Here is a 23961-nt window from a genome sequence, read left to right as displayed (position 1 = left end):
GAACGGGAGACCACGGAAAACAACGGAAGGGCAGCACGCCCGTGATCACCGTACCCGCGCCCCGGCCCGGCAGCCGCCACCGGCGCAGCCCGGTGACGGGCGGCATCCCGGTGGACGGCAACACCCCCTGGGACCGGATACCCTTTGACCTGACACGCGACCTACCCACAACAGCACACGCGGCCGAGGAGTCACCCGGATGAGCACCACCCAGAGCGAGAGGCTTCGAGAGCTCCTGGAGCCGCTCGTCAGCTCGCAGGGTCTCGATCTCGAAGAGATCGCAGTGGAGTCAATCGGGCGCAAGAGAGTGCTGCGGGTCGTCGTCGATTCCGACGACGGCGCCGATCTGGACGCGGTCGCCGATGTGAGCCGGGCGCTCTCGGCGAAGCTCGACGAGACCGACGCGATGGGCGTGGGGGAGTACACCCTGGAGGTCGGCACCCCCGGCGCCGAGCGTGAACTCACCGAGCACCGGCACTACGTACGTGCCGTCGGACGCCTGGTGCGCTTTCAGCTCACCGAGGGCGGAGAACTGGTCGCCAGGATCCTGACCGTGGACGACGCGGGCATGGACCTCGAAGTGCCGGGCGTGAAGGGCCGGAAGGCCACCGCCCGCAGGCTCGCCTTCGGCGACATCGACAAGGCGCGCGTCCAGGTCGAGTTCAACCGTAAAGACAAGCAGGACAAGCAGGACGAGCAGGATGAGCAGGACATGACGGAAGAAGAGGAGGCGTAGCCGTGGACATCGACATGAGTGCCCTGCGGGGCTTGGTGCGGGAGAAGGAGATCTCCTTCGACCTGCTGGTCGAGGCGATCGAGTCGGCCCTCCTCATCGCCTACCACCGCACCGACGGAAGCCGCCGCCACGCGCGCGTGAAGCTCGACCGGGAGACCGGTCATGTGACCGTGTGGGCGAAGGAGGACCCCCAGGAGCTGGAGGAGGGGCAGGAGGCACGCGAGTTCGACGACACACCGTCGGACTTCGGCCGGATCGCCGCCACCACCGCCAAGCAGGTCATCCTGCAGCGCCTGCGGGACGCCGAGGACGACGCGACGCTCGGCGAGTACGCGGGCCGCGAGGGCGACATCGTCACCGGTGTCGTCCAGCAGGGCCGCGACCCGAAGAACGTGCTGGTGGACATCGGCAAGCTGGAGGCCATCCTGCCGGTGCAGGAGCAGGTCCCCGGGGAGAACTACACGCACGGGCTGCGGCTGCGGTCGTACGTCGTGCGAGTGGCGAAGGGCGTGCGCGGTCCGTCCGTCACCCTCTCGCGCACGCACCCCAACCTGGTGAAGAAGCTCTTCGCGCTGGAGGTCCCGGAGATCGCCGACGGTTCGGTGGAGATCTCGGCCATCGCGCGCGAGGCCGGCCACCGTACGAAGATCGCCGTCCGGTCCACGCGCAGCGGCCTGAACGCCAAGGGGGCCTGCATCGGCCCCATGGGTGCCCGGGTGCGCAGCGTCATGGCCGAGCTGAACGGCGAGAAGATCGACATCGTCGACTGGTCGGACGACCCGGCCGACATGGTGGCGAACGCGCTGTCCCCCGCTCGGGTCAACAAGGTCGAGGTCGTCGACCTCGCCGCCCGTTCCGCGCGCGTGACGGTCCCCGACTACCAGCTGTCGCTGGCGATCGGCAAGGAGGGCCAGAACGCCCGGCTCGCGGCCCGGCTGACCGGCTGGCGGATCGACATCCGCCCGGACACCGAGCAGCCGTCCGAGCGGCCCGCTGAGCAGCCACGCGACCGGTAGGGGAATAGATCCAAGCCGTAGGTGGCTTGGATCACGACAACAACCGTTCGATTGTTGCCCCAATGGGGTGAGGTCGTTTCGGGGAGGTAGACTTAGGAGTGTCTGGCCGGACGCGTGCCCGCGTATGCCCTGAACGCACCTGTGTGGGGTGTCGGGAGCGAGCGGCCAAGAAGGATCTGCTGCGCATCGTGGCGGTCGAGGGTGAATGCGTCCCCGATCATCGCGGTACGCTGCCCGGCCGGGGTGCGTACGTGCACCCCGCCATGATCTGCCTCGACCTGGCGGTCCGCCGCCGGTCGTTCCCACGGGCACTGCGTGCCCAGGGAACTCTCGATGTGGTGGCGTTGCGCCGCTACGTCGAAGAGGCAACACCGTAGGACGCGTCGCGCGGAACCCCGTGCGGCTCTGGTACCCCCGCGAGTTGGAAGTAGGTCGAGATTGCGATGAGCACTCGATGAGCACGCGATGAGTACGCCCATGAAGTAGCGACGGTCCGGCCGCAACCCGGACCTAAAAGGAGCGAAGTGGCTAAGGTCCGGGTATACGAACTCGCCAAGGAGTTCGGGGTGGAGAGCAAGGCTGTCATGGCCAAGCTCCAGGAACTCGGTGAATTCGTCCGATCGGCGTCCTCGACGATCGAGGCGCCGGTAGTACGCAAGTTGACAGACGCCTTCCAGGGCGGGAGCAGCGCCAAGCCCGGCGCCCCGCGCAAGGCTGCTCCCAAGCCCGGCGCGCCCTCCCCGGCGCAGTCGGCACGTCCGGCTGCCCCGCGGCCGCCGGCTCCCAAGCCCGCTGTGGCCGAGGCCCCCGCGGCTCCCGCCGCGCCGGTCACTCCGGTCACGCCGGCCCCCCAGGGCTCGCGCCCGACGCCGGGTCCCAAGCCCGCGCCGAAGCCGGTCACCCCGGCGCCGACCACGCCGGAGTTCACCGCTCCGCCGTCGGCCCCGGTCACTCCGGCCGCTGCGCAGGCCCCGCGTCCCAGCACCGGTGCACGTCCCGGTGCCCCGCGTCCCAGTGGTGCCCGTCCCGCCGGTCCCGGTCAGGACCGGGGTCAGGGTCAGGACCGCGGTCAGGACCGTGGCCAGGGCCGCAGCGAACGTCCGGGCGCCCCGCGTCCGGCCGGCCAGGGCGCTCCGCGTCCCGGCGGTGCCCGTCCGGCCGGTCCTCGTCCGGGCAACAACCCCTTCACGTCCGGTGGTTCCACCGGCATGGCGCGCCCCCAGTCGCCCCGTCCGCAGGGCGCCCCGCGTCCCGGCGGCCAGGGTGGTCCCGGTGCTCCCGGCGGCGCTCCGCGTCCGCAGGGCGCCGGCGGCGGTCAGGGTGCTCCTCGTCCGCAGGGTGCGGGCGGCGGTCGTCCGAGCCCGGGCGGCATGCCTCGTCCGCAGGGTGGTCCCGGTGGCGCTCCGCGTCCCGGTGGCGGCCCCGGTGGTAACCGTCCCAACCCCGGCATGATGCCGCAGCGTCCCGCTGCGGGCACCCCGCGTCCCGGTGGCGGCCCTGGCGGCCGTGGTCCCGGTGGCGGCGGCGGTCGTCCCGGCGGTCCCGGTGCCGGTGGCGGTCGTCCCGGTGGCGGCGGCGGCTTCGCCGGTCGTCCGGCCGGTCCCGGCGGTGGCGGTGGCGGCTTCGCCGGTCGTCCCGGTGGTCCCGGTGGCGGTGGCGGCGGTTTCGCCGGCCGTCCGGGTGGTCCCGGTGGTGGCGGCGGCGGTCGTCCCGGCTTCGGCGGTCGTCCCGGTGGTCCGGGTGCCCGTGGTGGCACGCAGGGCGCCTTCGGTCGTCCCGGCGGTCCCGCGCGTCGTGGTCGCAAGTCGAAGCGGCAGAGGCGCCAGGAGTACGAGGCCATGCAGGCCCCGTCGGTCGGCGGCGTGATGCTGCCGCGTGGCAACGGACAGTCCGTCCGCCTGTCGCGTGGTGCGTCCCTGACCGACTTCGCCGAGAAGATCGGCGCCAACCCGGCGTCGCTCGTCGGCGTGATGATGAACCTCGGCGAGATGGTCACCGCCACGCAGTCCGTCTCCGACGAGACGCTGAGGCTCCTCGCGGACGAGATGAACTTCGTCCTCGAGATCGTCAGCCCCGAGGAGGAGGACCGCGAGCTGCTCGAGTCCTTCGACATCGAGTTCGGCGAGGACGAGGGTGGCGAGGAGTTCCTCGTCGCGCGTCCGCCGGTCGTGACCGTCATGGGTCACGTCGACCACGGTAAGACCCGCCTCCTCGACACCATCCGCAAGACGAACGTCGTCGCGGGCGAGGCCGGCGGTATCACGCAGCACATCGGTGCGTACCAGGTCGCGACCGTCGTCAACGAAGAAGAGCGTCGCATCACCTTCATCGACACCCCGGGCCACGAGGCGTTCACCGCCATGCGTGCCCGTGGTGCCAAGTCGACCGACATCGCGATCCTCGTGGTGGCGGCCAACGACGGTGTGATGCCCCAGACGATCGAGGCGTTGAACCACGCCAAGGCGGCCGGTGTGCCGATCGTGGTCGCGGTCAACAAGATCGACGTCGAGGGTGCCGACCCGACCAAGGTGCGCGGTCAGCTCACCGAGTTCGGTCTGGTGGCCGAGGAGTACGGCGGCGACACGATGTTCGTCGACATCTCCGCCAAGCAGGGCCTCAACATCGAGAGCCTGCTGGAGGCCGTGGTCCTCACCGCGGACGCCTCGCTCGACCTGCGGGCCAACCCGGAGCAGGACGCGCAGGGTATTGCGATCGAGTCCCACCTCGACAAGGGCCGCGGCGCCGTCGCGACCGTCCTGGTCCAGCGAGGCACCCTGCGGGTCGGCGACACCATGGTGGTCGGCGACGCGTACGGCCGTGTCCGCGCGATGCTCGACGACAAGGGCGACAACGTGGAAGAGGCGGGTCCCTCGACCCCGGTCCTCGTCCTCGGTCTCACCAACGTCCCGGGCGCCGGCGACAACTTCCTGGTCGTCGACGAGGACCGTACGGCGCGTCAGATCGCCGAGAAGCGGGCGGCGCGCGAGCGCAACGCCAACTTCGCCCGCCGGGGTGTCCGGTTCTCCCTGGAGAACCTGGACGAGGCCCTCAAGGCCGGTCTGGTGCAGGAACTCAACCTCATCATCAAGGGCGACGCGTCCGGTTCGGTGGAGGCTCTCGAGTCCTCGCTGCTCCAGCTCGACGTCGGTGAAGAGGTCGACATCCGCGTCCTGCACCGCGGTGTGGGTGCGGTCACCGAGTCGGACATCGACCTGGCGACCGGCTCCGACGCCATCGTCATCGGCTTCAACGTCCGCGCTGCGGGCCGCGCGGCGCAGATGGCGGAGCGCGAAGGCGTCGACGTCCGGTACTACTCGGTGATCTACCAGGCCATCGAAGAGATCGAAGCGGCCCTCAAGGGCATGCTCAAGCCGGAGTACGAAGAGGTCGAGCTCGGTACGGCGGAGATCCGCGAGGTCTTCCGCTCGTCCAAGCTGGGCAACATCGCCGGTGTGCTGGTCCGCTCCGGCGAGGTCAAGCGCAACACCAAGGCGCGGTTGCTGCGCGATGGCAAGGTCATCGCGGAGAGCCTCACCATCTCCGGTCTGCGTCGCTTCAAGGACGACGTCACCGAGATCCGCGAAGGCTTCGAGGGCGGTATCAACCTCGGAAACTTCAACGACATCAAGGTCGACGACGTCATCGCGACGTACGAGATGCGGGAGAAGCCGCGCGGCTGATCAGGCTGAGCGTGTGCCGGCTGGCCGGCGGGGAGCAGTCCCCGTCGGCCAGTCGGCCGTTTGAGGAGCGGGGGCTCGGGGGGCGAGAACAATCCCGTCGAGCCGCCGCCCCGTTCGTTGTACCGTTCTCGATGTCCCCGCCCATACCGTCGACGGGGCCATCGATCCCGTACCGGCGGGACATCCGGATACACACATGTACGTGGGGACTCTGTCCTTCGACCTCCTGCTCGGCGACGTACGCTCGCTGAAGGAGAAGCGCTCCGTCGTCCGTCCGATCGTCGCCGAGCTCCAGCGCAAGTACGCGGTGAGCGCGGCCGAGGTCGAACACCTGGACCTGCATCGCAGAGCCGGCATCGGCCTGGCGGTGGTGGCCGGGGACGTGGGGCACATCACCGATGTGCTGGACCAGTGCGAGCGGCTGGTCGCCGGTCGTCCCGAGGTGGAACTGCTGTCCGTACGACGGCGCCTCCACGGCGACGACGACTGACGCCGATGACCGGCCGAACAGACGCACAGACGAACGGCCTGCGGGTACGCGAAACGCAGAACCGCGGAAGACGCTGAACAGGAAGAACGGGAGACACACCAGTGGCCGACAACGCGCGGGCGAAGAGGTTGGCTGACCTCATCCGAGAGGTGGTGGCCAAGAAGCTGCTGCGCGGGATCAAGGACCCGCGGCTCGGCACCAACGTCACCATCACGGACACCCGGGTCACCGGGGACCTCCGGGAGGCGACCGTCTTCTACACGGTGTACGGGGGCGACGAGGAGCGGGCGGCAGCAGCCGCCGGCCTGGAGAGCGCCAAGGGCGTGCTGCGCTCCGCGGTCGGCCAGGCCGCGGGCGTGAAGTTCACGCCGACCCTGACCTTCGTCGCGGACGCGCTCCCGGACACCTCCAAGAAGATCGAGGACCTCCTCGACAAGGCCCGTGCCTCCGACGAGCAGGTGCGCCAGGCGTCCGCGGGCGCCGCGTTCGCCGGTGACGCGGACCCGTACAAGAAGCCTGACGACGAGGACGACACCGCCGAATGACGCAGAAGAACACCAGGACGCCCGACGGACTTGTCATTGTCGACAAGCCGTCGGGCTTCACTTCGCACGACGTGGTGGCCAAGATGCGCGGGATCGCCAGGACCCGCCGCGTCGGACACGCCGGCACCCTCGACCCCATGGCCACGGGCGTACTCGTCCTCGGGGTGGAGCGGGCGACCAAGCTCCTCGGCCACCTCGCGCTGACCGAGAAGGAGTACGTGGGCACGGTCCGCCTCGGACAGAACACGCTCACGGACGACGCCGAGGGGGAGATCATCTCCTCCACCGACGCCTCCGCGGTCACCCGCGAGGCCGTCGACGCCGGCGTCGCCAAGCTGACCGGCCGCATCATGCAGGTGCCGTCCAAGGTCAGCGCCATCAAGATCGACGGCGTGCGCTCCTACAAACGGGCCCGTGAGGGCGAGGAGTTCGAGATCCCGGCCCGCCCGGTCACGGTCTCCTCCTTCGCTGTGTACGACGTCCGGGAGGCGGTCGCGGCCGACGGCACCCCCGTGGTCGACCTGGTCGTGTCGGTGGTGTGCTCCTCCGGTACGTACATCCGTGCGCTGGCCCGGGACCTGGGCGCCGACCTCGGGGTCGGCGGTCACCTCACCGCGCTGCGCCGGACGCGGGTGGGCCCGTACAAGCTGGACGCCGCCCGGACGCTCGACCAGTTGCAGCAGGAGCTGACGGTGATGCCGATCGCCGAGGCGGCCACCGCCGCGTTCCCGCGCTGGGACGTGGACGAGCGGCGGGCGCGCCTGCTGACGAACGGTGTACGGCTCGAGATGCCCGAGGAGTACACGGGCGTCGGCGCGGTGGCCGTCTTCGACCCCGCCGGGCAGTTCCTCGCCCTGGTGGAGGAGGAGAAGGGCAAGGCGAAGAGCCTCGCGGTCTTCGTCTGAGACCGCGGCCGAGCCGAGACCGCCGGCCTCGCTCGCTCACCCGGGTGTGAGCTGAGGAGTGGTGCCGAGGAGTGGTGCCGAGCCGTGGAGCGGCGATCACGGGGACACGTTCCCGCCGCTCCACGGTTCCCCCCTCGGTTCCCCCACCCAAGGTGTATCCATCCCTCGCGGTTCATTCACCCGTCCGGGCAGGCGCTCGGAGTGAACCGAGGGGGCGGAAGGGGGCGCGTTCGCCGCACGCCCTGTCCGGCTGATCATCGGATGCCTACCGTTGTAGTAGACGCGTGCGTACGCAGGCTCGCGCGCATGACGGGGAGGACGACGATGGCGGGACGGGGCCCGCGCGCCGGGGGCGGCCGTCGGCCGTCGGCCGGTGCGCGAGAAGCGCGGGACGGCGAGGCCGCTGCCGAAGCTGCCGACGAGTGGCTCGTGCGTGTGTGCGACCTGGCTGGACGTCCGCGAGGCATGGGCTTCGTCGCCGACCACCACGGCACGCTGATCACCAGCCATGAGGCGGTCGACGGCCTGGCCCGGCTGGTCGTGCACGGCGCGGCAGACCGTACGTGTGTGGTGTCGGCGGCGGATGCCGTGACCCCCCTTCCGCACCTCGGGCTGGCCCTCGTGCACACCGAAGGCCTGGGCGTGGCCCCGGTTCCCGTCTCCGCGCGGATCCGCGTCGCGACGGGCACGTATGTACGGATCGCGGCGGGAGGCTGGCGCGAGGCGCGCGTGCTCGGCACGACCGACGTCACGTACACGGCCGCGGACCGCTTCCATCTCCTCCCCGACGCCCTTGAGCTGGCGATCGGCACGGCAGGCAGCGACGCGTTGCGGCTGGGCGGCGGCGCGGCCGGGGGGCCGGTGCTCGACCGTACGACGGGAGCGGTGCTGGGGGTCCTGGGCACCGCCCTGCTCCCGCAGCCCCTGGACGGGCAGGGAGAACCGGCCGGACACCGCGCTGCCGGTTTCGCACTCCCCATGCGCGGCCGGCTCGCGGACAGCCCAGGCCCGCTCACCGAACTCCTGGCCCGCAACGCGGCGACGGTGCCCGCCTACGGCGCCGACCTCAATCTCGCGGGCGTCCTGGAACTGACGGCCACCTCGGTGGGCTCGGACGGACCACCGGGCGCGCTGGCGGGCTTCGTGGGCCGTGCCACGGGCGGCGTGGACGCGGGCATGGTCGAACCGGTCGAACGGGCGGAACTGGCAAGGGAGTTGAAGGCCTTCACCGCCGAGGGGGAGAGCCCGGCCGTCGTTCTCGGCCTGGTCGGGGCCCCGGGCAGCGGCCGTACGACGGAACTCGCGGCCCTCGCCGCTCGCCGCCACCGGGACCCGGATCCGGCCCCCACCCTGTGGCTGCGCGGCGCCGACCTGCGCGACGAGGACACCTCGGTGGCGGACGCGGCCCGCCGCGCGCTGGACCGGGCCGGCCGGATCGTGGCCGCGTCGGGCGGGCGCGACGCGGACCTGGGCGACATCACCCCGGAACGACTGGCCCGCCTCGCCCACACGTCGGGCCGCCCTCTTCTGCTCCTCCTCGACGGCCCCGAGGAGATGCCCCCACTCCTGGCCCACCGCGCCCAGGACTGGACGAGGGCAACGGAGAACTGGCTCCAGGAGACAAACGCCCGCCTGGTGACGGCCTGCCGCCCGGAGTACTGGGAGCAGACAGGGGGCGCGGCCCGGATGCCTTTCCCGCCGCATGTATCCAGCCCGAGGCCGGCCATTTCAGCCCGTCCCACGTTTGAGGACGAGGCCGTTCAGGCCGAAGGGGGGTCTGGGGGCGCAGCCCCCAGGGATGGGACGGGTAGGGGCGGCGGGGGCGAAAACCCCCGACGAGCACCCCACTCCCCGTACCACCTCCTCCTCACCGACCTCACCGAAGCCGAAGCCCGCCAGGCCCAGTCCCGCTACGCGATCCCGCCCACCGCCCTCACCCCCCAGGACGCCCGCCACCCCCTCACCCTCCGACTGCTCTCCGAGGTGCGCGCAGCCCTCCCCGCGCTCCTCGACGCCCCCAGCACCCCCACCCCCCGCCTCGACCGCCACGCCGTCTTCACCGCCTACCTCGACCTGATGTGCCTCCGCATCGCCGTCCGCCTCGCCGCTCAGAACGGCCTGCGAGGCACCCCCGTACGCCGCCTTGCCGCCAAGGTCTCGGGCCAGGTCCACGAGGCGGCCCGCCGCAGTCTGGGCCCGGGACAAGGCGAGTTGGACCGCGCGTCCTTCGAGTCGGTGTTCCCCTGGGGCCCCGCCCCGGCCCGTCTGGGCGGCGGCACGGGCTGGGCCTCCGCCGTCCTCACCGAGGGCCTCCTCGTCCCCGCCGGCACCGGCTACCGCTTCGCCCACGAGGAACTCGCCGACTGGATCCAGGGCGCGCACCTGGACGTGGACGAGGCGCTGCACGCCCTGGTCCACCGGCGCCGCCCGGAGAACGCCGGGGACACGGCCCTCGTCCCCGTACCGCACCACCGCATCGGACCCGTGGTCCAGTCGCTGCTGCTCCTCGCCCGCCAGCAGGGCACCCCCGAACTGGCGTCCCGCCTGACGGAGTTGGTGCAGGCACTGGACCCCGGGTCGGGGGCCGCCCCCCGCCCGTCGGCCTCCACCTGGTGGGCGACCCACCTCCTCACCGACGTACTCCAGCACGTCCCCGACGCGACCCCGTACACGCACGTCCTGCGCCTCCTCGCCGACCACATCGTGGGACTCCGCCGGCAGAACCGGGCGGTGCCGCCGGAGTTGGGGCCCTCCTTCTGGACCGCGCTCCACCTCCCCGAAGTCGCCCGTTTCGATCTGCTGCGCAAACTCGTCGTCGGTGACGAACCTCCGGGCCGGTCCGACCAGCCCCGCTACCTGGACGCCGTCGCCCAGCTGCTCGCCGCCGACCCCACCGCCGTACAACCGCTCCTCGCCCGCTGGTTCGACGACGACCGTCCGCTGCCCGCGACGCCGGACGCGACCGTGGCCACCGCCGCACAGGTGCTGCTCCACACCCATCGCCACCGGGCCCTGGACGGCCTGATCGAAGTGCTCGTCGACAGCGCTCACCGGCGTGGGGACGAACTCCTCGCCGTGCTCGCCGAGGAGGAGCCGTCCGCCGTGTGCCGGGCCGTGGTCCGGTGGGCGCACGACGAGCGGCCGGCCCGGCGGGTCGCGGCGGTGGCGTACGGACCGCGCGTCGCACCCCAGGTGCGTACGGAGGCCGACCGCGATCTGCTGCGCTCCGCGGCCCTCGCCCTGCTCGCCCGCCCCACCGACCGCACCCTGCACGGCGGGGCGCTCGCCCTCCTCGTGCGAGACCCACTCAGCCGCGCCCGCCATCTCCCGCAGGCACTGCGGCACTTCACGGCCGGCGATCCGCACCTCCCGCCGAGCGCTCTGGTCGCCGCCCTCGCGACCCATCCCGAGCCTGTCCTCGACGCGTTCCGGGCCAGGCTGCTCGGCCCGGAGGCGGGCGACACCCTGCGCACCCTCGCCGACGTCACGTCCCCCGCCTCGGCCCGCCGGGTCGCCGCCCTCGTCCGGGAGGCGGTGGAACGGCACCCGGGGACCGCCGGGCACATGGCCGCGTTCGTGGACCGGCGCCTGGACCACGGCCCCACCGTCCGGCCCGTGCTCCTCCCCCTGGTCACCGGTCTCCTCGACGACCGCCCGGCACCGGTACGCGCGGCCCTCGCGACCGTGCTGGCCGCGCCCGGGGCCCCCGTCTCCCGCCCCTTCCGCCACGAACTCCTCGAAACCCTCCTGGCCAGGGAGCACGACCCCACCGTCCTCGACGCCCTGCTCCGGGCCACCGTGCAGGACGCGGCCTCCCACGGAGAGCTGCGCACCCGGGGCCTGGTCCACCGCTGCGGGCTGCTCCTCGTGCGCACTCCGGAGGGTGCGACGCGTTTTGACCGTGTCCTGGTCGAACTGGGCAGGCGGGTACCCGGATTCGCGGTGTCGCTGGCGGGCTGGCTGGCCGACACTCCCGGGGAGTGGGCGACCGTGGTAGGCCCCAGCACCCGCCGCATGATCGAGAACCTGGCGGGCGTACGGGTCTCCGCATAGACGTCATCTGGAGCGACGTCAGAAGCGATGTCTGCGGCGACAGTCGACAATCGGTCACGTGCGCCCCGTCACAGCCTCCATGCCGATGCGAACGGGGCGCGTTCGGCATGGCACCCTTAGACCTGCGTAAGAAGGCCTGCGTAAGAGGCAGACACGGACACGGGTTCGACGAGGAGCGGTCACAGTGCAGCGCTGGCGTGGCTTGGAGGACATCCCCGAGGACTGGGGACGCAGCGTCGTCACCATCGGCTCCTACGACGGAGTCCACCGCGGGCACCAGCTGATCGTCCGGCATGCCGTGGCGCGCGCCCGTGAGCTGGGCGTTCCCACGGTCGCCGTCACGTTCGACCCGCACCCCAGCGAGGTCCTGCGGCCGGGCAGCCACCCGCCGCTGCTGGCCCCGCACCACCGCCGCGCCGAACTGATGGCCGAGCTGGGTGTCGACGCCGTTCTCATCCTCCCCTTCACCAAGGAGTTCTCGAAGCTCTCCCCGGCCGACTTCGTGGTCAAGGTCCTGGTCGACAAGCTGCACGCCCGGGCGGTCGTCGAGGGTCCGAACTTCCGTTTCGGCCACAAGGCGGCCGGCAACGTGGAGTTCCTGACCGAACTCGGCCGCACCTACGACTTCGAGGTCGAGGTCGTCGACCTGTACGTGTCGGGCGAGGCGGGCGGCGGCGAACCGTTCTCGTCCACGCTGACGCGTCGCCTGGTCGGCGAGGGTGACGTGGAGGGCGCCGGCGAGATCCTCGGCCGCCCGCACCGCGTGGAGGGCGTCGTGGTCCGAGGCGCACAGCGAGGGCGTGAACTGGGCTTCCCCACCGCCAACGTCGAGACGCTGCCCCACACCGCGATCCCGGCCGACGGTGTCTACGCGGGCTGGCTGCACGCGGACGGCGAGGAGATGCCGGCCGCGATCTCCGTCGGCACCAACCCGCAGTTCGACGGCACGGAACGGACGGTGGAGGCGTACGCCATCGACCGCGTGGGCCTCGATCTGTACGGCCTGCACGTCGCCGTCGACTTCCTGGCGTTCGTACGGGGCCAGGCCAAGTTCGACTCGCTGGACGCACTGCTCGTCCAGATGTCCGAGGACGTGAAGAAGTGCCGCGAGCTGATCGCGGCGGCGGAACAGCACTGAACTGGTAGTAGCCACACAGGCACATAAGTACAGGTACAAGAGAAGGCGGCCGGTGCCCGAGGGCACCGGCCGCCTTCTCTGCTCACCGCCTACTGCTGCGGGTAACCGGGCTGCGGAGGCTGCTGCTGAGGCGGCTGGTAGGGCTGCCCCGGCTGCGGCGGATAGCCGTACGGCGGCTGCTGCTGCGGGTACGGCTGACCGGGCTGGGGCGGCGGCGGGTACTGCCCAGGCTGGCCCGGCGGCGGGTACTGCTGGCCCTGTCCCGGAGCCGGCGGGGCCGCCGGGTACGGCTGACCCTGCACCGGCTGCCCCGGAATCTGCTGCTGGTGTCCCGGCATCGGCGGGGCCGCGACCGGGGGCGGGTTGCCGTCCGACGTCCACAGTCCGTGCATCTGCTGGTGCCGTACGAAGTCCTCGGCGACCAGGGCCGCGAGGTTGAAGTAGGCCTCGCGCACCTTGGGCCGCATCATGTCGAGGTCGACCTCGGCGCCGGCGGCGAGATGCTCGTCGAAGGGCACGGTGATGACTCCCCGGCAGCGCGTCTCGAAGTGGGAGACGATGTCCTCCACCTTGATCATCTTGCCGGTCTCGCGCACACCCGAGATGACGGTGAGCGACCGCGAGACCAGATCCGCGTACCCGTGCGCGGACAGCCAGTCCAGCGTCGTACTGGCGCTGCTCGCACCGTCGACGGACGGCGTCGAGATGATGATCAGCTGATCGGCGAGATCGAGCACACCGCGCATGGCGCTGTAGAGCAGACCCGTACCGGAGTCGGTCAGGATGACCGGGTACTGCTTGCCCAGCACGTCGAGCGCGCGCCGGTAGTCCTCGTCGTTGAACGCGGTGGAGACGGCCGGGTCGACGTCGTTGGCGATGATCTCCAGTCCGGACGGCGCCTGGGACGTGAACCGCCGGATGTCCATGTACGAGTTGAGGTACGGGATCGCCTGGACGAGGTCACGGATGGTGGCCCCGGTCTCGCGCCGCACACGACGGCCGAGCGTGCCGGCGTCCGGGTTGGCGTCGATGGCGAGGATCTTGTCCTGCCGCTCGGTGGCCAGGGTCGAGCCGAGCGCGGTGGTCGTGGTGGTCTTGCCGACACCGCCCTTGAGGCTGATGACGGCGATGCGATAGCAGGACAGCACCGGCGTACGGATGAGTTCGAGCTTGCGCTGCCGCTCGGCCTCCTCCTTCTTCCCGCCGATCTTGAACCGGGAGGGCGCTGCCGCGGGCCGGCCGCTCTTCGCCTTCTGCTTCTTGTTGTTGAGCAGCCGGTCCGAGGACAGCTCGACGGCCGCGGTGTAACCGAGCGGGGCGGCACCGGGGTTGGTCATCTGCCGCTGGTCGTGCTGGATGGCCTGCGGCCAGGCGGCCCCGGTACGCGGATCCACGGGCGGCTGCGGCGCGGCCTGCGGAACCCCGGGCACGCCGCCCTCCGGGCCGGGCATGGGCCGGTCGTACGTCGGCTGCGGCGGCGACGCCGGCACGGCACCCGGGACCTGCCCCGGCACATGCGGGGGCTGAGGCCCGGCCTGCGGGTGGGGCGCCTCGGGCTGCTGAGGGACCTGAGGCCGCGTCGGCGCCTGCTGCGGGGACGCCTGCGGGAAGGGGAACCCGTACCCGCCGGGCGTGGCGGGCTGCCCCGGGTACGGGAACCCGTACCCGGGCTGCGGAGGCACGGGGGAACCGGCGGGCGGCGGGAAGCCGTACCCGTCCTGGGGGTCGGACGCCGGGGCGGGGGGCGGGGGCCCGGCGTTGCCGACGGGTGCCGGAGCCGGGGAAGTGGGAGCCGCAGACGGGCCAGCCGGCTGGGGGAAACCGGGGGTGCTTTGGCCCTGGTTGCCGTATCCGGCGGGCGAGGCGTCGGGCGTGGGGGCAGGGGCGCTGGGGGCTGGGCTGCCGGTGGGCGGGAATCCGTACCCGGCTTGGGCGCCTGGGCCGGCCGGGTCCGGGGTGGGTGCGCCCGGCTGGGGGAAGGTGTAGTCGCCCTGAGGGCGAGGAGCTGTGGATGCGGGAGCCGCCGGGCCGGGGGCCGGTACCGCGGGCTGCGGGAAGCCGTATCCGGCGGGAGAGGCGTTCGGGGCGGCCACGGGGCCGCTCTGCGCGACCTCGGCCGGGTCCGTGGCTGACGCGGGGGCCGGGATGCCGGGGGGCGGGAATCCATAGCCGGCTTGGGCGCCTGGGTCGGCCGGGTTCGGGGCAGGGGCGGGAGCCGTGGGGAATCCGTGCCCGCCCTGGGCGTTGGGGCTTGCCGGGTTCGGGGCGGGTGTACCCGGGTGAGGGAATCCGTAACCGCTCGGAGCGTTCGGGGCAGGGGCGGGAGTTCCCGGGGTTGGGAATCCGTGTCCGCCATGCGCGATGGGGCCGGCCGGGTTCGGGACGGGCGCGCCCGGCTGGGGGGCGTCGTAGTCGCCCGGCGGGCGCGGAGCCGGGGGTGCCGCCGCCTCAGCCGGGTCGGCGGCCGGCGCTGCCGGGTGCGGGAAGCCGTATCCGACGGGCGAGGCTTCCGGCGTGGGGGCAGGGGTCCTCGGGGCTGGGGACGGGTTGCCGGGGGGCGGGAATCCGTAGCCGGCCTGGGCGCCTGGGCTCGTCGGGTTCGGGGTGGGTGCGGCTGGTTGAGGGAAGCCGTAGCTGCCTGGGGCTGGGGCGGGAGCCGTTGGGGTGGGGAAGGCCTGCCCGGCTTGGGCGGCTGGGCTCGTCGGGTTCGGGGTGGGTGCGGCTGGTTGAGGGAAGCCGTAGCTGCCCGGGGCTGGGGCGGGAGCCGTTGGGGTGGGGAAGCCGTGCCCGGCTTGGGCGGCTGGGCTCGTCGGGTTCGGGGTGGGTGCGGCTGGTTGAGGGAAGCCGTAGCTGCCTGGGGCTGGGGCGGGAGCCGTTGGGGTGGGGAAGCCGTGCCCGGCTTGGGCGGCTGGGCTCGTCGGGTTCGGGACGGGTGTGCCCGGCTGGGCGAAGCCGTGGCCCCCTTGCGCGCCTGGGCCTGGCGGGTTCGGGACCTGTGCTCCCGGCTGGGGGAACGCATGCCCACCCTGCGCGTCGGGGCCCGCCGGGTTCGCGGTAGGTGCGTCCGGCCGGGGGAAGCCGTAGCCACCCGGGGCGGTCGGGGCCGGGGGCGGGAATCCGTACCCTGCCTGGGCGTTGGGGCCCGTGCGAGCGGCCGGAGTTGCCTGCGGCGGGAATCCGTGGCCGGCGGGCGGGGCTGTCGGGTGCGGAGGCGGGAATCCGTACCCCGCCTGCGGGGTGGCAGGAGCCGGTGCCTGCGGGGGAGCGTTCCATGCGGCGGGCGCGGGGTGCGGGGCCTGCGGCTGGAACGGGGGCTGCGGCGACGGCACGGGCGGCTGCTGGCCCGGAACGGCCGGAGGCTGAGGTCGGCCCGGTGCCGACGCGGCCTGGGGCTGAACAGGAGCGGCTTCCGGCTGCGCCGGCGGCTGAGCGTGCGGCTGCGCGGGCCACTGTCCCGCCGGAGCGGGTGCGGCCGGCTGGAACGACGGAGGCAGCGGCGGCAAACCGCCCTGAGATGTCGACGAGGGAGCCCACGAGGGCGGCACGGTCCCGGGCGCGCCCTCCGGAAGCGGGGGCATGTTGAACGGTGCGCTGGGCACCGAGTCCCGTGCGGGGGTGACCGGTGCGGAGTCCCGTACGTCATCGACAGCGTCCGCCACCGCCATCGGCACCGCGTCCTCGGATTCGGTGCCGACCTCGGCATCCGCCTGCTCGGACTCGGACTCGGCGGCAGCCTCGCGCTCCGCCTCCTCGGGCTCGGCGTCGGTGACCTCGGCAGCCTCGGGCTCGGCGTCCACAGGCTCCGTGGCTACAGACACCTCAGGCTCCACGGCGACCGACGTCGCGCCGACGGGCTCGGCGTCCTGGGCCTCGGTGTGCGTGTCCCCGGCCGCGTCCGCGGGCTCGACGGCCTGCGGCGGTACGGCGTGCTCGGTGTCGTCCTGATCCTGGGACTCGTTCTCCAAGGGCTGGGGAACGGCGCCGCTCACCTCTTCGGTGGCCTCGCCGACATCCGTACCCTCGTCGCCCTCGCCGTCGCCCTCGGATTCCGCCGCATCCGCGACGACCTCGGTCTCGGCGACGGGCTCGGCCAGGTCATCCACGGACTCAGGGACGCTCCCCGCGAACTGGCCGGAGTGACCGGACTCATCGTCGCCCTCAGCCGCGACCGCTGGCTCCTGAGGCGCCCCGGCAGCGGCCCGCTCCGCGGACTCGCGCCGCGCGGCGGCAGGGGAGATCCGCATCGTCGAGCCGCTCTCCAGGTCACCGTGGTCGGCCGGCGGAGCCGGAGGGGCCGGCGGCACCGGAGGGGTCCACTGGGTCGGGAATCCGCCCGCAGGGAAGCTGGGGACCGCCGTGGGGCTCGCGGGCCCACCCGGAGCTCCACCCTGTGGCGCCGCAGGCTGGAACCCACCGCCTACCGGCAGCTGGGGCACAGCCACAGCACCTGTGGGAGGGGGAGCAACAGCAGGAGTGGAACCAGGTACGGAACCCTCCGCCCCGACACCCGAAGGACCGTCAACAGTCGCATCCGCGTCATCGGCCGACTCGGCACTCGACTGGGCATCCGATTCGGCGCTCGCCTCGTCCCCCGAAGCCCCGGACCCTCCCGACGCGTTCTGCGTGTACCAGGCAGGCGTCGCGTAATCGATGGTGAACTCGCCCGTCATCTCGCTGGCGGACTCCGCGTCGGACTGGTCGTCGCCGGGTGTGACCCAGCCCCCGCGGATCCCGTCCGGATCGCTGTTCACAATTCCTCCTGGTGTGGTCGAGCACCCTCGTGCCGTGCTGGGCGACCATTTCTCGTCTGTATTCGTCTCGTCCGAAGCCGGGCCCGTGGATCGTGTCCACGTCGTCCGGCGGCGGACGTTGGAGGTCGTCCGATCTGCCCGGCTTCCCCCCGGTACGCCGGCGCCCGGTCCACGGGTTCTGGCGTCGCGCCACTCCCAGCCTAATCACCACGACCCCTGACCCGGCAGGCCCGTCCACCCCTCAGTGACCGTCCATTACGTCACAGCCTGACCGGTACCGACCCCGTCCGGACTCGAACCGCCGTCTCCGGCAAGAGAGTTGACAGGACCGCTACGACATCTGTCCCACCGGCGCCATAACCTCACATGCATAGTAGGCGGCCCCTCTGACAACGGACTTCGCGGAAAAGCACAAGAAAAAAAGGGGCGGGACCGGCGCACTGCACCGGCCCCGCCCCTGCGATACCTCACTCAGGACGACTGAGCGAACTACTCCACGTCCCCACCCGAATCCGTACTCGCGCCCGCGCCGCCGTCCGCACCCGAACTCGAACCTGAGTCCGAAGGCGCGGCCTCCGCCGCCGCGAGCCCGCCATTGAGCTCCGTCGGCTCCAGATCGAACTCCCCGTCGCGTGCCCCGAGGACGAAGGCCGTCCACTCCGCCTCCGTGTAACGGAGGACGGTGTCATGGTCCAGGGACGACCGCATGCCCACCGCGCCCTCGGGGAGATAGGCGATCTCGACCCGCTCCTCGTGCTCCTCGGTGCCCGGGGCGCCGTGCCACTCGACGCCCGAGATGTCGAGGGAGTACAGCTCGTCCCGCTCCCGCTCCTTGCGCGCCTTGACGTCCTCATCCTGCGAGCCCGGTGCGCCCTGTGCCTCCGCCATGGCGAAGCGACCCCTTCCGACGTAAGTGATACGACAACTACGATCTGTGCTCTCACCCTAGTGGCCGAGTCCGTCCCGTCCGGGCTGTTTGCACATGCGGTGAAGGCGGCCGCTGCCTGCTGGTATCCTGGGCGACGGCCGTTTGTGTACGCACCCCTGGAGTCACTCACCCCGGAGGCCGCGCGCAGCGGATTCCCGCCTCCCGAGTAACAGAAGATCCCCTGAGATGTGGACCAGGGGCGCTCGGTGGCTCTACAGAGACTTACGAGGAGTACACGTGTCGCTCGACGCCGCAGTGAAGAAGCAGCTCATCACCGAGTTCGGTACCAAGGAGGGCGACACCGGTTCCCCCGAGGTGCAGGTCGCGATGCTCTCGCGCCGTATCTCGGACCTGACCGAGCACCTCAAGACGCACAAGCACGACCACCACTCCCGTCGTGGTCTGCTGATCCTCGTCGGTCAGCGTCGCCGCCTTCTCCAGTACTTGGCCAAGAAGGACATCCAGCGCTTCCGTGCGCTGGTCGACCGCCTCGGCATCCGCCGCGGTGCGGCGGGCGCCAAGTAAGACGCCGTGGAGGGAGCGGTTCCCACTATTAGGGGGCCGCTCCCTTTGCTGTACGTGCGGAGTGTCACCACCTCTTTGTAGTGTGGTAGCACAACGCAATACTCAGGACCCAAAAGCAGCACCCACGCAGGACACGAGGAGAAGTGCACCTCGCCGCCGCCGGTCCTCGGTAGTGGCCCCCGGGAACCGACTCCCGGGAGCTTCGATCGAAGACCGGCCCGCAACCAGAAGGCGCGCTTCTCCGACCCCACGTCCCTCTGCCACACGGGCAGGACGGGACAAAAGACGAAAAAGTATCGGAGAATACGCTAGTGGAGAACGAGACCCACTACGCCGAGGCCGTTATCGACAACGGATCCTTCGGCACCCGCACCATCCGCTTCGAGACGGGCCGGCTGGCCAGGCAGGCCGCCGGCTCCGCCGTGGCGTACCTGGACGACGACACCATGGTGCTGTCGGCGACCACCGCCTCCAAGAAGCCCAAGGACCAGCTCGACTTCTTCCCCCTCACGGTGGACGTCGAGGAGCGGCAGTACGCCGCCGGCAAGATCCCCGGCAGCTTCTTCCGCCGTGAGGGTCGGCCCTCCGAGGACGCGATCCTCACCTGCCGACTCATCGACCGCCCGCTGCGCCCGTCCTTCAGGAAGGGCCTGCGCAACGAGATCCAGGTCGTCGCCACGATCATGGCGCTCAACCCCGACCACCTGTACGACGTCGTGGCGATCAACGCCGCGTCCGCGTCGACGCAGCTGGCCGGTCTGCCCTTCTCCGGCCCGATCGGCGGCGTCCGCGTCGCGCTGATCAACGGCCAGTGGGTCGCGTTCCCGACGCACACCGAGCTCGAGGACGCCGTCTTCGACATGGTCGTCGCTGGTCGCGTCCTGGAGGACGGCGACGTCGCGATCATGATGGTCGAGGCCGAGGCCACCGAGAAGACCATCACGCTGATCGCGGGCGGCGCCGAGGCGCCGACCGAGGAGGTCGTCGCGGCCGGTCTGGACGCCGCGAAGCCCTTCATCAAGGTCCTCTGCAAGGCTCAGGCCGACCTCGCCGCCAAGGCCGCCAAGCCCACCGGCGACTTCCCGGTCTTCCTCGACTACCAGGACGACGTCTTCGAGGCGCTCACCGCGGCCGTCAAGGACGAGCTCTCCCAGGCGCTCACCATCGCGGGCAAGCAGGACCGCGAGGCCGAGCTGGACCGCGTCAAGGGTCTCGCCGCCGAGAAGCTGCTCCCGCAGTTCGAGGGCCGCGAGAAGGAGATCTCCGCCGCGTACCGCTCGCTGACCAAGGCTCTGGTCCGTGAGCGCGTCATCAAGGACAAGGTCCGCATCGACGGTCGCGGCGTCACGGACATCCGTACGCTCGCCGCCGAGGTCGAGGCGATCCCGCGCGTGCACGGCTCGGCGCTGTTCGAGCGTGGCGAGACCCAGATCCTGGGCGTCACCACCCTCAACATGCTCCGTATGGAGCAGCAGCTCGACACCCTTTCCCCGGTGACGCGCAAGCGCTACATGCACAACTACAACTTCCCGCCGTACTCCGTCGGCGAGACCGGCCGCGTCGGCTCCCCGAAGCGCCGCGAGATCGGCCACGGCGCGCTCGCCGAGCGCGCGATCGTGCCGGTCCTGCCGTCGCGCGAGGACTTCCCGTACGCGATCCGTCAGGTCTCCGAGGCCCTCGGCTCCAACGGCTCGACGTCCATGGGCTCGGTCTGCGCCTCCACCATGTCGCTGCTGAACGCCGGTGTGCCGCTGAAGGCCCCCGTCGCCGGTATCGCCATGGGCCTGATCTCCCAGGAGATCAAGGGTGAGACACACTACGTCGCCCTCACCGACATCCTCGGTGCGGAGGACGCCTTCGGTGACATGGACTTCAAGGTCGCCGGCACCAAGGAGTTCGTGACCGCCCTCCAGCTCGACACCAAGCTGGACGGCATCCCCGCCTCCGTCCTGGCCGCCGCTCTCAAGCAGGCCCGTGACGCCCGCCTCCACATCCTCGACGTGATGATGGAAGCGATCGACACGCCGGACGAGATGTCCCCGAACGCCCCGCGGATCATCACCGTCAAGATCCCCGTGGACAAGATCGGTGAGGTCATCGGCCCCAAGGGCAAGATGATCAACCAGATCCAGGAGGACACCGGCGCCGAGATCACGATCGAGGACGACGGCACCATCTACATCGGTGCCCAGGTCGGTTCGCAGGCCGAGGCCGCGCGCGCCACGATCAACTCGATCGCCAACCCGACCATGCCGGAGGTCGGCGAGCGTTACCTGGGCACCGTCGTGAAGACGACGACCTTCGGTGCGTTCGTGTCGCTGCTCCCGGGCAAGGACGGACTGCTGCACATCTCGCAGATCCGCAAGCTCGCCGGCGGCAAGCGCGTGGAGAACGTCGAGGACGTGGTCGGCGTGGGCTCCAAGGTCCAGGTCGAGATCGCCGAGATCGACTCCCGCGGCAAGCTGTCCCTGATCCCCGTGATCGAGGGCGAGGAAACCGCTTCCTCGGACGAGACGAAGGACGACGGCGACAAGTGACGTCCCGTAGCTCCAAGGCGACGGCCCGCACCTCTTCGGAGGCGCGGGCCGTCGCCCGTACCCAAACCCTGATCAAGGGCACCAACGGCATCGGCACGGTCCGCAAGACCACCCTCCCGGGCGGCCTGCGCATCGTCACCGAAACCCTGCCGTCGGTCCGCTCCGCGACCTTCGGCATCTGGGCCCACGTAGGCTCCCGCGACGAGACGCCCGCGCTGAACGGTGCCACGCACTACCTGGAGCACCTGCTCTTCAAGGGCACCACGCGCAGGTCGGCGCTGGACATCTCCTCCGCGATCGACGCGGTCGGCGGCGAGATGAACGCGTTCACGGCGAAGGAGTACACGTGCTACTACGCGCGCGTGCTCGACACCGACCTCCCGCTCGCCATCGACGTCGTCTGTGACATGCTCACGGACTCCCTGATCCTCGAAGAGGACGTCAACGTCGAGCGCGGTGCCATCCTCGAAGAGATCGCGATGACGGAGGACGACCCGGGCGACTGCGTGCACGACCTGTTCGCGCACACCATGCTCGGCGACACCCCCCTCGGCCGCCCGGTCCTCGGCACGGTCGACACGGTCAACGCCCTCACCGCGGACCGCATCCGCCGCTTCTACAAGAAGCACTACGACCCGACCCACCTCGTCGTCGCGGCAGCCGGCAACATCGATCACAACAAGGTCGTACGCCAGGTCCGCGCGGCCTTCGAGAAGGCGGGCGCCCTGGGGCGGCTCGACGCCACACCCATCGCGCCGCGCGACGGCCGCCGCAGCCTTCGTACGACCGGCCGTGTCGAACTCCTCGGGCGCAAGACCGAGCAGGCCCATGTCGTCCTCGGCATGCCGGGCCTGGCCCGTACGGACGAGCGCCGCTGGGCACTGGGTGTGCTCAACACCGCCCTCGGCGGCGGAATGTCGTCGCGCCTCTTCCAGGAGGTCCGGGAGAAACGCGGACTGGCGTACAGCGTGTACTCGTACACGTCAGGGTTCGCCGACTGCGGCCTCTTCGGTGTGTACGCGGGCTGCCGGCCCTCCCAGGTCCACGACGTGCTGAAGATCTGCCGCGACGAACTCGACCACGTCGCCGAGCACGGACTGTCCGACGAGGAGATCGGCCGCGCCATCGGCCAGCTGCGCGGCTCGACGGTCCTCGGCCTGGAGGACACGGGCGCGCTGATGAACCGTATCGGCAAGAGCGAACTGTGCTGGGGCGACCAGATGTCCGTCGACGACATGCTGGCCCGGATCGCCGAGGTCACCCCGGACATGGTCCGTGAGGTCGCCGGCGAGATCCTGGGACAGCGCCCGTCGCTGGCCGTCATCGGCCCGCTCAAGGACAAGCAGGCCGCGCGTCTGCACGAGGCCGTCGCCTGACAGCCGTATCCGCTCCACACCCGCTATCCGTCCGGTAAGGAAGCAAGAAGATGAGCAAGCTGCGCGTGGCGGTCCTCGGCGCCAACGGCCGTATCGGGGCCGAGGCGGTACGGGCGGTCGAGGCCGCCGAGGACATGGAACTGGTCGCGGCCCTCGGCCGGGGCGACAAACTGGAGACGCTCGCCGACACCGGTGCCCAGGTCGCGGTCGAACTGACCACCCCCGCCTCGGTGATGGGCAACCTCGACTTCTGCGTGCGCCACGGCATCCACGCGGTCGTCGGCACCACCGGCTGGACCGACGAACGCCTCGCGCAGCTCACCGGCTGGCTGGCCCAGTTCCCGGAGACGGGCGTGCTCATCGCGCCCAACTTCTCCATCGGGGCCGTACTGACCATGAAGTTCGCGCAGATCGCGGCGCCCTACTTCGAGTCGGTCGAGGTCATCGAGCTGCACCACCCGAACAAGGTGGACGCGCCCAGCGGCACCGCGGCGCGTACGGCGCAGCTGATCGCCGAGGCCCGGGCCAGGGCGGGTTCGGCTCCGGCGCCGGACGCCACGGTGACGGCGCTGGACGGCGCCCGGGGCGCGGACGTCGACGGGGTGCCCGTGCACTCCGTACGCCTGCGCGGCCTACTGGCCCACCAGGAGGTCCTGCTGGGCGGCGAGGGCGAGACACTGACCGTCCGCCACGACTCGCTCCACCACAGCAGCTTCATGCCGGGCATCCTGCTCGGCGCGCGCCGCGTCGTGGACACCCCGGGCCTCACCTTCGGCCTGGAACACTTCCTCGACCTCGGCTGAAAGACGTCATGCGCGCGAAACTCACCTATGCCCTCACGGCCGTCGTCCTGGTCTTCTACTTCGTCCTGGTCGGCAGCCGCGGGATCCTGCTCATACGGACCGGCACGCTCCTGACCGTCACCTTCGGTGTGGCGGTCCTGATCCTGCCCGGGATCGGCGTGTGGTTCCTCTGGAAGAACACGCAGTTCGTCCGCGGCGCCAACCGTCTCGCCGCCGAACTCGAAGCCGAGGGCGGCCTGCCCGTCGACGAGTTGAGGCGTACCCCGAGCGGCCGGATCGACCGCGACTCGGCCGACGAGGTCTTCGCCAGGCGCAAGGCCGAGACGGAGTCGGCCCCCGACGACTGGCGCAACTGGTTCCGCCTCGCCGTCGCCTACCACGACGCCCGCGACACACCGCGTGCCCGCAAGGCGATGCAACGCGCGATCGCCCTCCACGCCGGCAAGTCCCCGGCCCAGACCGCCTGAACCCTGGTCCG

At 71.4% G+C, this 23961-nt stretch carries 16 protein-coding genes; 14 read left to right on the top strand and 2 right to left on the bottom strand.

Translation table 11 applies throughout. The annotated features are described in order from the left end of the window. Window positions 1-199 precede the first annotated feature (199 nt). The 9 genes from rimP to QA861_RS11640 all read left to right on the top strand — a co-directional run bounded on the left by rimP (window position 200) and on the right by QA861_RS11640 (window position 12563). Window positions 200-736: a ribosome maturation factor RimP gene (rimP, locus tag QA861_RS11680; protein ID WP_334588275.1), complete on the top strand. Its 537-nt coding sequence runs from the start codon at window positions 200-202 to the stop codon at window positions 734-736. 2 nt (window positions 737-738) lie between these two features. Then, entirely contained in the window at window positions 739-1752 is a 1014-nt protein-coding gene (gene nusA / locus QA861_RS11675; protein ID WP_006375263.1) for a transcription termination factor NusA, read from the top strand. A 98-nt stretch (window positions 1753-1850) separates the two neighbouring features. Continuing rightward, window positions 1851-2129 (top strand): YlxR family protein, encoded by a 279-nt coding sequence (locus QA861_RS11670; RefSeq protein WP_334588274.1) that lies wholly within the window; start codon window positions 1851-1853, stop codon window positions 2127-2129. Between the two features lie 147 nt (window positions 2130-2276). Further along, window positions 2277-5432, top strand: a complete 3156-nt coding sequence (infB, locus tag QA861_RS11665; RefSeq protein ID WP_334588273.1) for a translation initiation factor IF-2 — start codon at window positions 2277-2279, stop codon at window positions 5430-5432. A gap of 196 nt (window positions 5433-5628) precedes the next feature. Next, a complete protein-coding gene (locus QA861_RS11660) occupies window positions 5629-5922 on the top strand; it encodes a DUF503 domain-containing protein (protein ID WP_044472747.1) in 294 nt (97 codons plus the stop codon). A 101-nt stretch (window positions 5923-6023) separates the two neighbouring features. After that, window positions 6024-6467, top strand: coding sequence for a 30S ribosome-binding factor RbfA (rbfA, locus tag QA861_RS11655; RefSeq protein WP_334588272.1), 444 nt, complete (start codon window positions 6024-6026; stop codon window positions 6465-6467). Further along, window positions 6464-7372, top strand: coding sequence for a tRNA pseudouridine(55) synthase TruB (truB, locus tag QA861_RS11650; protein WP_334588271.1), 909 nt, complete (start codon window positions 6464-6466; stop codon window positions 7370-7372). Before rbfA ends, truB begins: the two co-directional genes overlap by 4 nt. A gap of 324 nt (window positions 7373-7696) precedes the next feature. Then, the gene (locus QA861_RS11645) at window positions 7697-11425 is read left to right on the top strand and encodes a serine protease (RefSeq protein WP_334590521.1); all 3729 of its coding nucleotides are present in this window, start codon (window positions 7697-7699) and stop codon (window positions 11423-11425) included. A gap of 184 nt (window positions 11426-11609) precedes the next feature. Then, window positions 11610-12563, top strand: a complete 954-nt coding sequence (locus QA861_RS11640; RefSeq protein WP_334588270.1) for a bifunctional riboflavin kinase/FAD synthetase — start codon at window positions 11610-11612, stop codon at window positions 12561-12563. Window positions 12564-12652: 89 nt separating this feature from the next. On the opposite strand, the gene QA861_RS11635 is transcribed toward QA861_RS11640, so the two are convergent. Together QA861_RS11635 and QA861_RS11625 are read right to left on the bottom strand one after the other, a co-directional pair. Continuing rightward, a complete protein-coding gene (locus QA861_RS11635) occupies window positions 12653-17314 on the bottom strand; it encodes an SCO5717 family growth-regulating ATPase (RefSeq protein WP_443041474.1) in 4662 nt (1553 codons plus the stop codon). Window positions 17315-17803: 489 nt separating this feature from the next. Continuing rightward, a complete protein-coding gene (locus tag QA861_RS11625; protein WP_334588269.1) occupies window positions 17804-18202 on the bottom strand; it encodes a DUF397 domain-containing protein in 399 nt (132 codons plus the stop codon). Between the two features lie 277 nt (window positions 18203-18479). Here QA861_RS11625 and rpsO point away from each other — a divergent pair, with 277 nt between their 5' ends. The 5 genes from rpsO to QA861_RS11600 all read left to right on the top strand — a co-directional run bounded on the left by rpsO (window position 18480) and on the right by QA861_RS11600 (window position 23950). Next, on the top strand, window positions 18480-18767 hold the full coding sequence (gene rpsO, locus QA861_RS11620; protein WP_006381404.1) for a 30S ribosomal protein S15: 288 nt from the start codon (window positions 18480-18482) through the stop codon (window positions 18765-18767). 311 nt (window positions 18768-19078) lie between these two features. Then, the gene (locus QA861_RS11615) at window positions 19079-21304 is read left to right on the top strand and encodes a polyribonucleotide nucleotidyltransferase (protein WP_334588268.1); all 2226 of its coding nucleotides are present in this window, start codon (window positions 19079-19081) and stop codon (window positions 21302-21304) included. Next, on the top strand, window positions 21301-22680 hold the full coding sequence (locus QA861_RS11610; protein WP_334588267.1) for a M16 family metallopeptidase: 1380 nt from the start codon (window positions 21301-21303) through the stop codon (window positions 22678-22680). Before QA861_RS11615 ends, QA861_RS11610 begins: the two co-directional genes overlap by 4 nt. A 50-nt stretch (window positions 22681-22730) precedes the next feature. Beyond that, the gene (dapB, locus tag QA861_RS11605; RefSeq protein ID WP_334588266.1) at window positions 22731-23483 is read left to right on the top strand and encodes a 4-hydroxy-tetrahydrodipicolinate reductase; all 753 of its coding nucleotides are present in this window, start codon (window positions 22731-22733) and stop codon (window positions 23481-23483) included. Between the two features lie 8 nt (window positions 23484-23491). After that, window positions 23492-23950, top strand: coding sequence for a hypothetical protein (locus tag QA861_RS11600; RefSeq protein ID WP_334588265.1), 459 nt, complete (start codon window positions 23492-23494; stop codon window positions 23948-23950). Window positions 23951-23961: the final 11 nt, after the last annotated feature.

Origin of the sequence: Streptomyces sp. B21-083 (genome assembly GCF_036898825.1) — a bacterium.
Taxonomy (GTDB): domain Bacteria; phylum Actinomycetota; class Actinomycetes; order Streptomycetales; family Streptomycetaceae; genus Streptomyces.
Note: the sequence above shows the minus strand (reverse complement) of the source record. Positions and strands in the feature narration are given on the sequence as shown.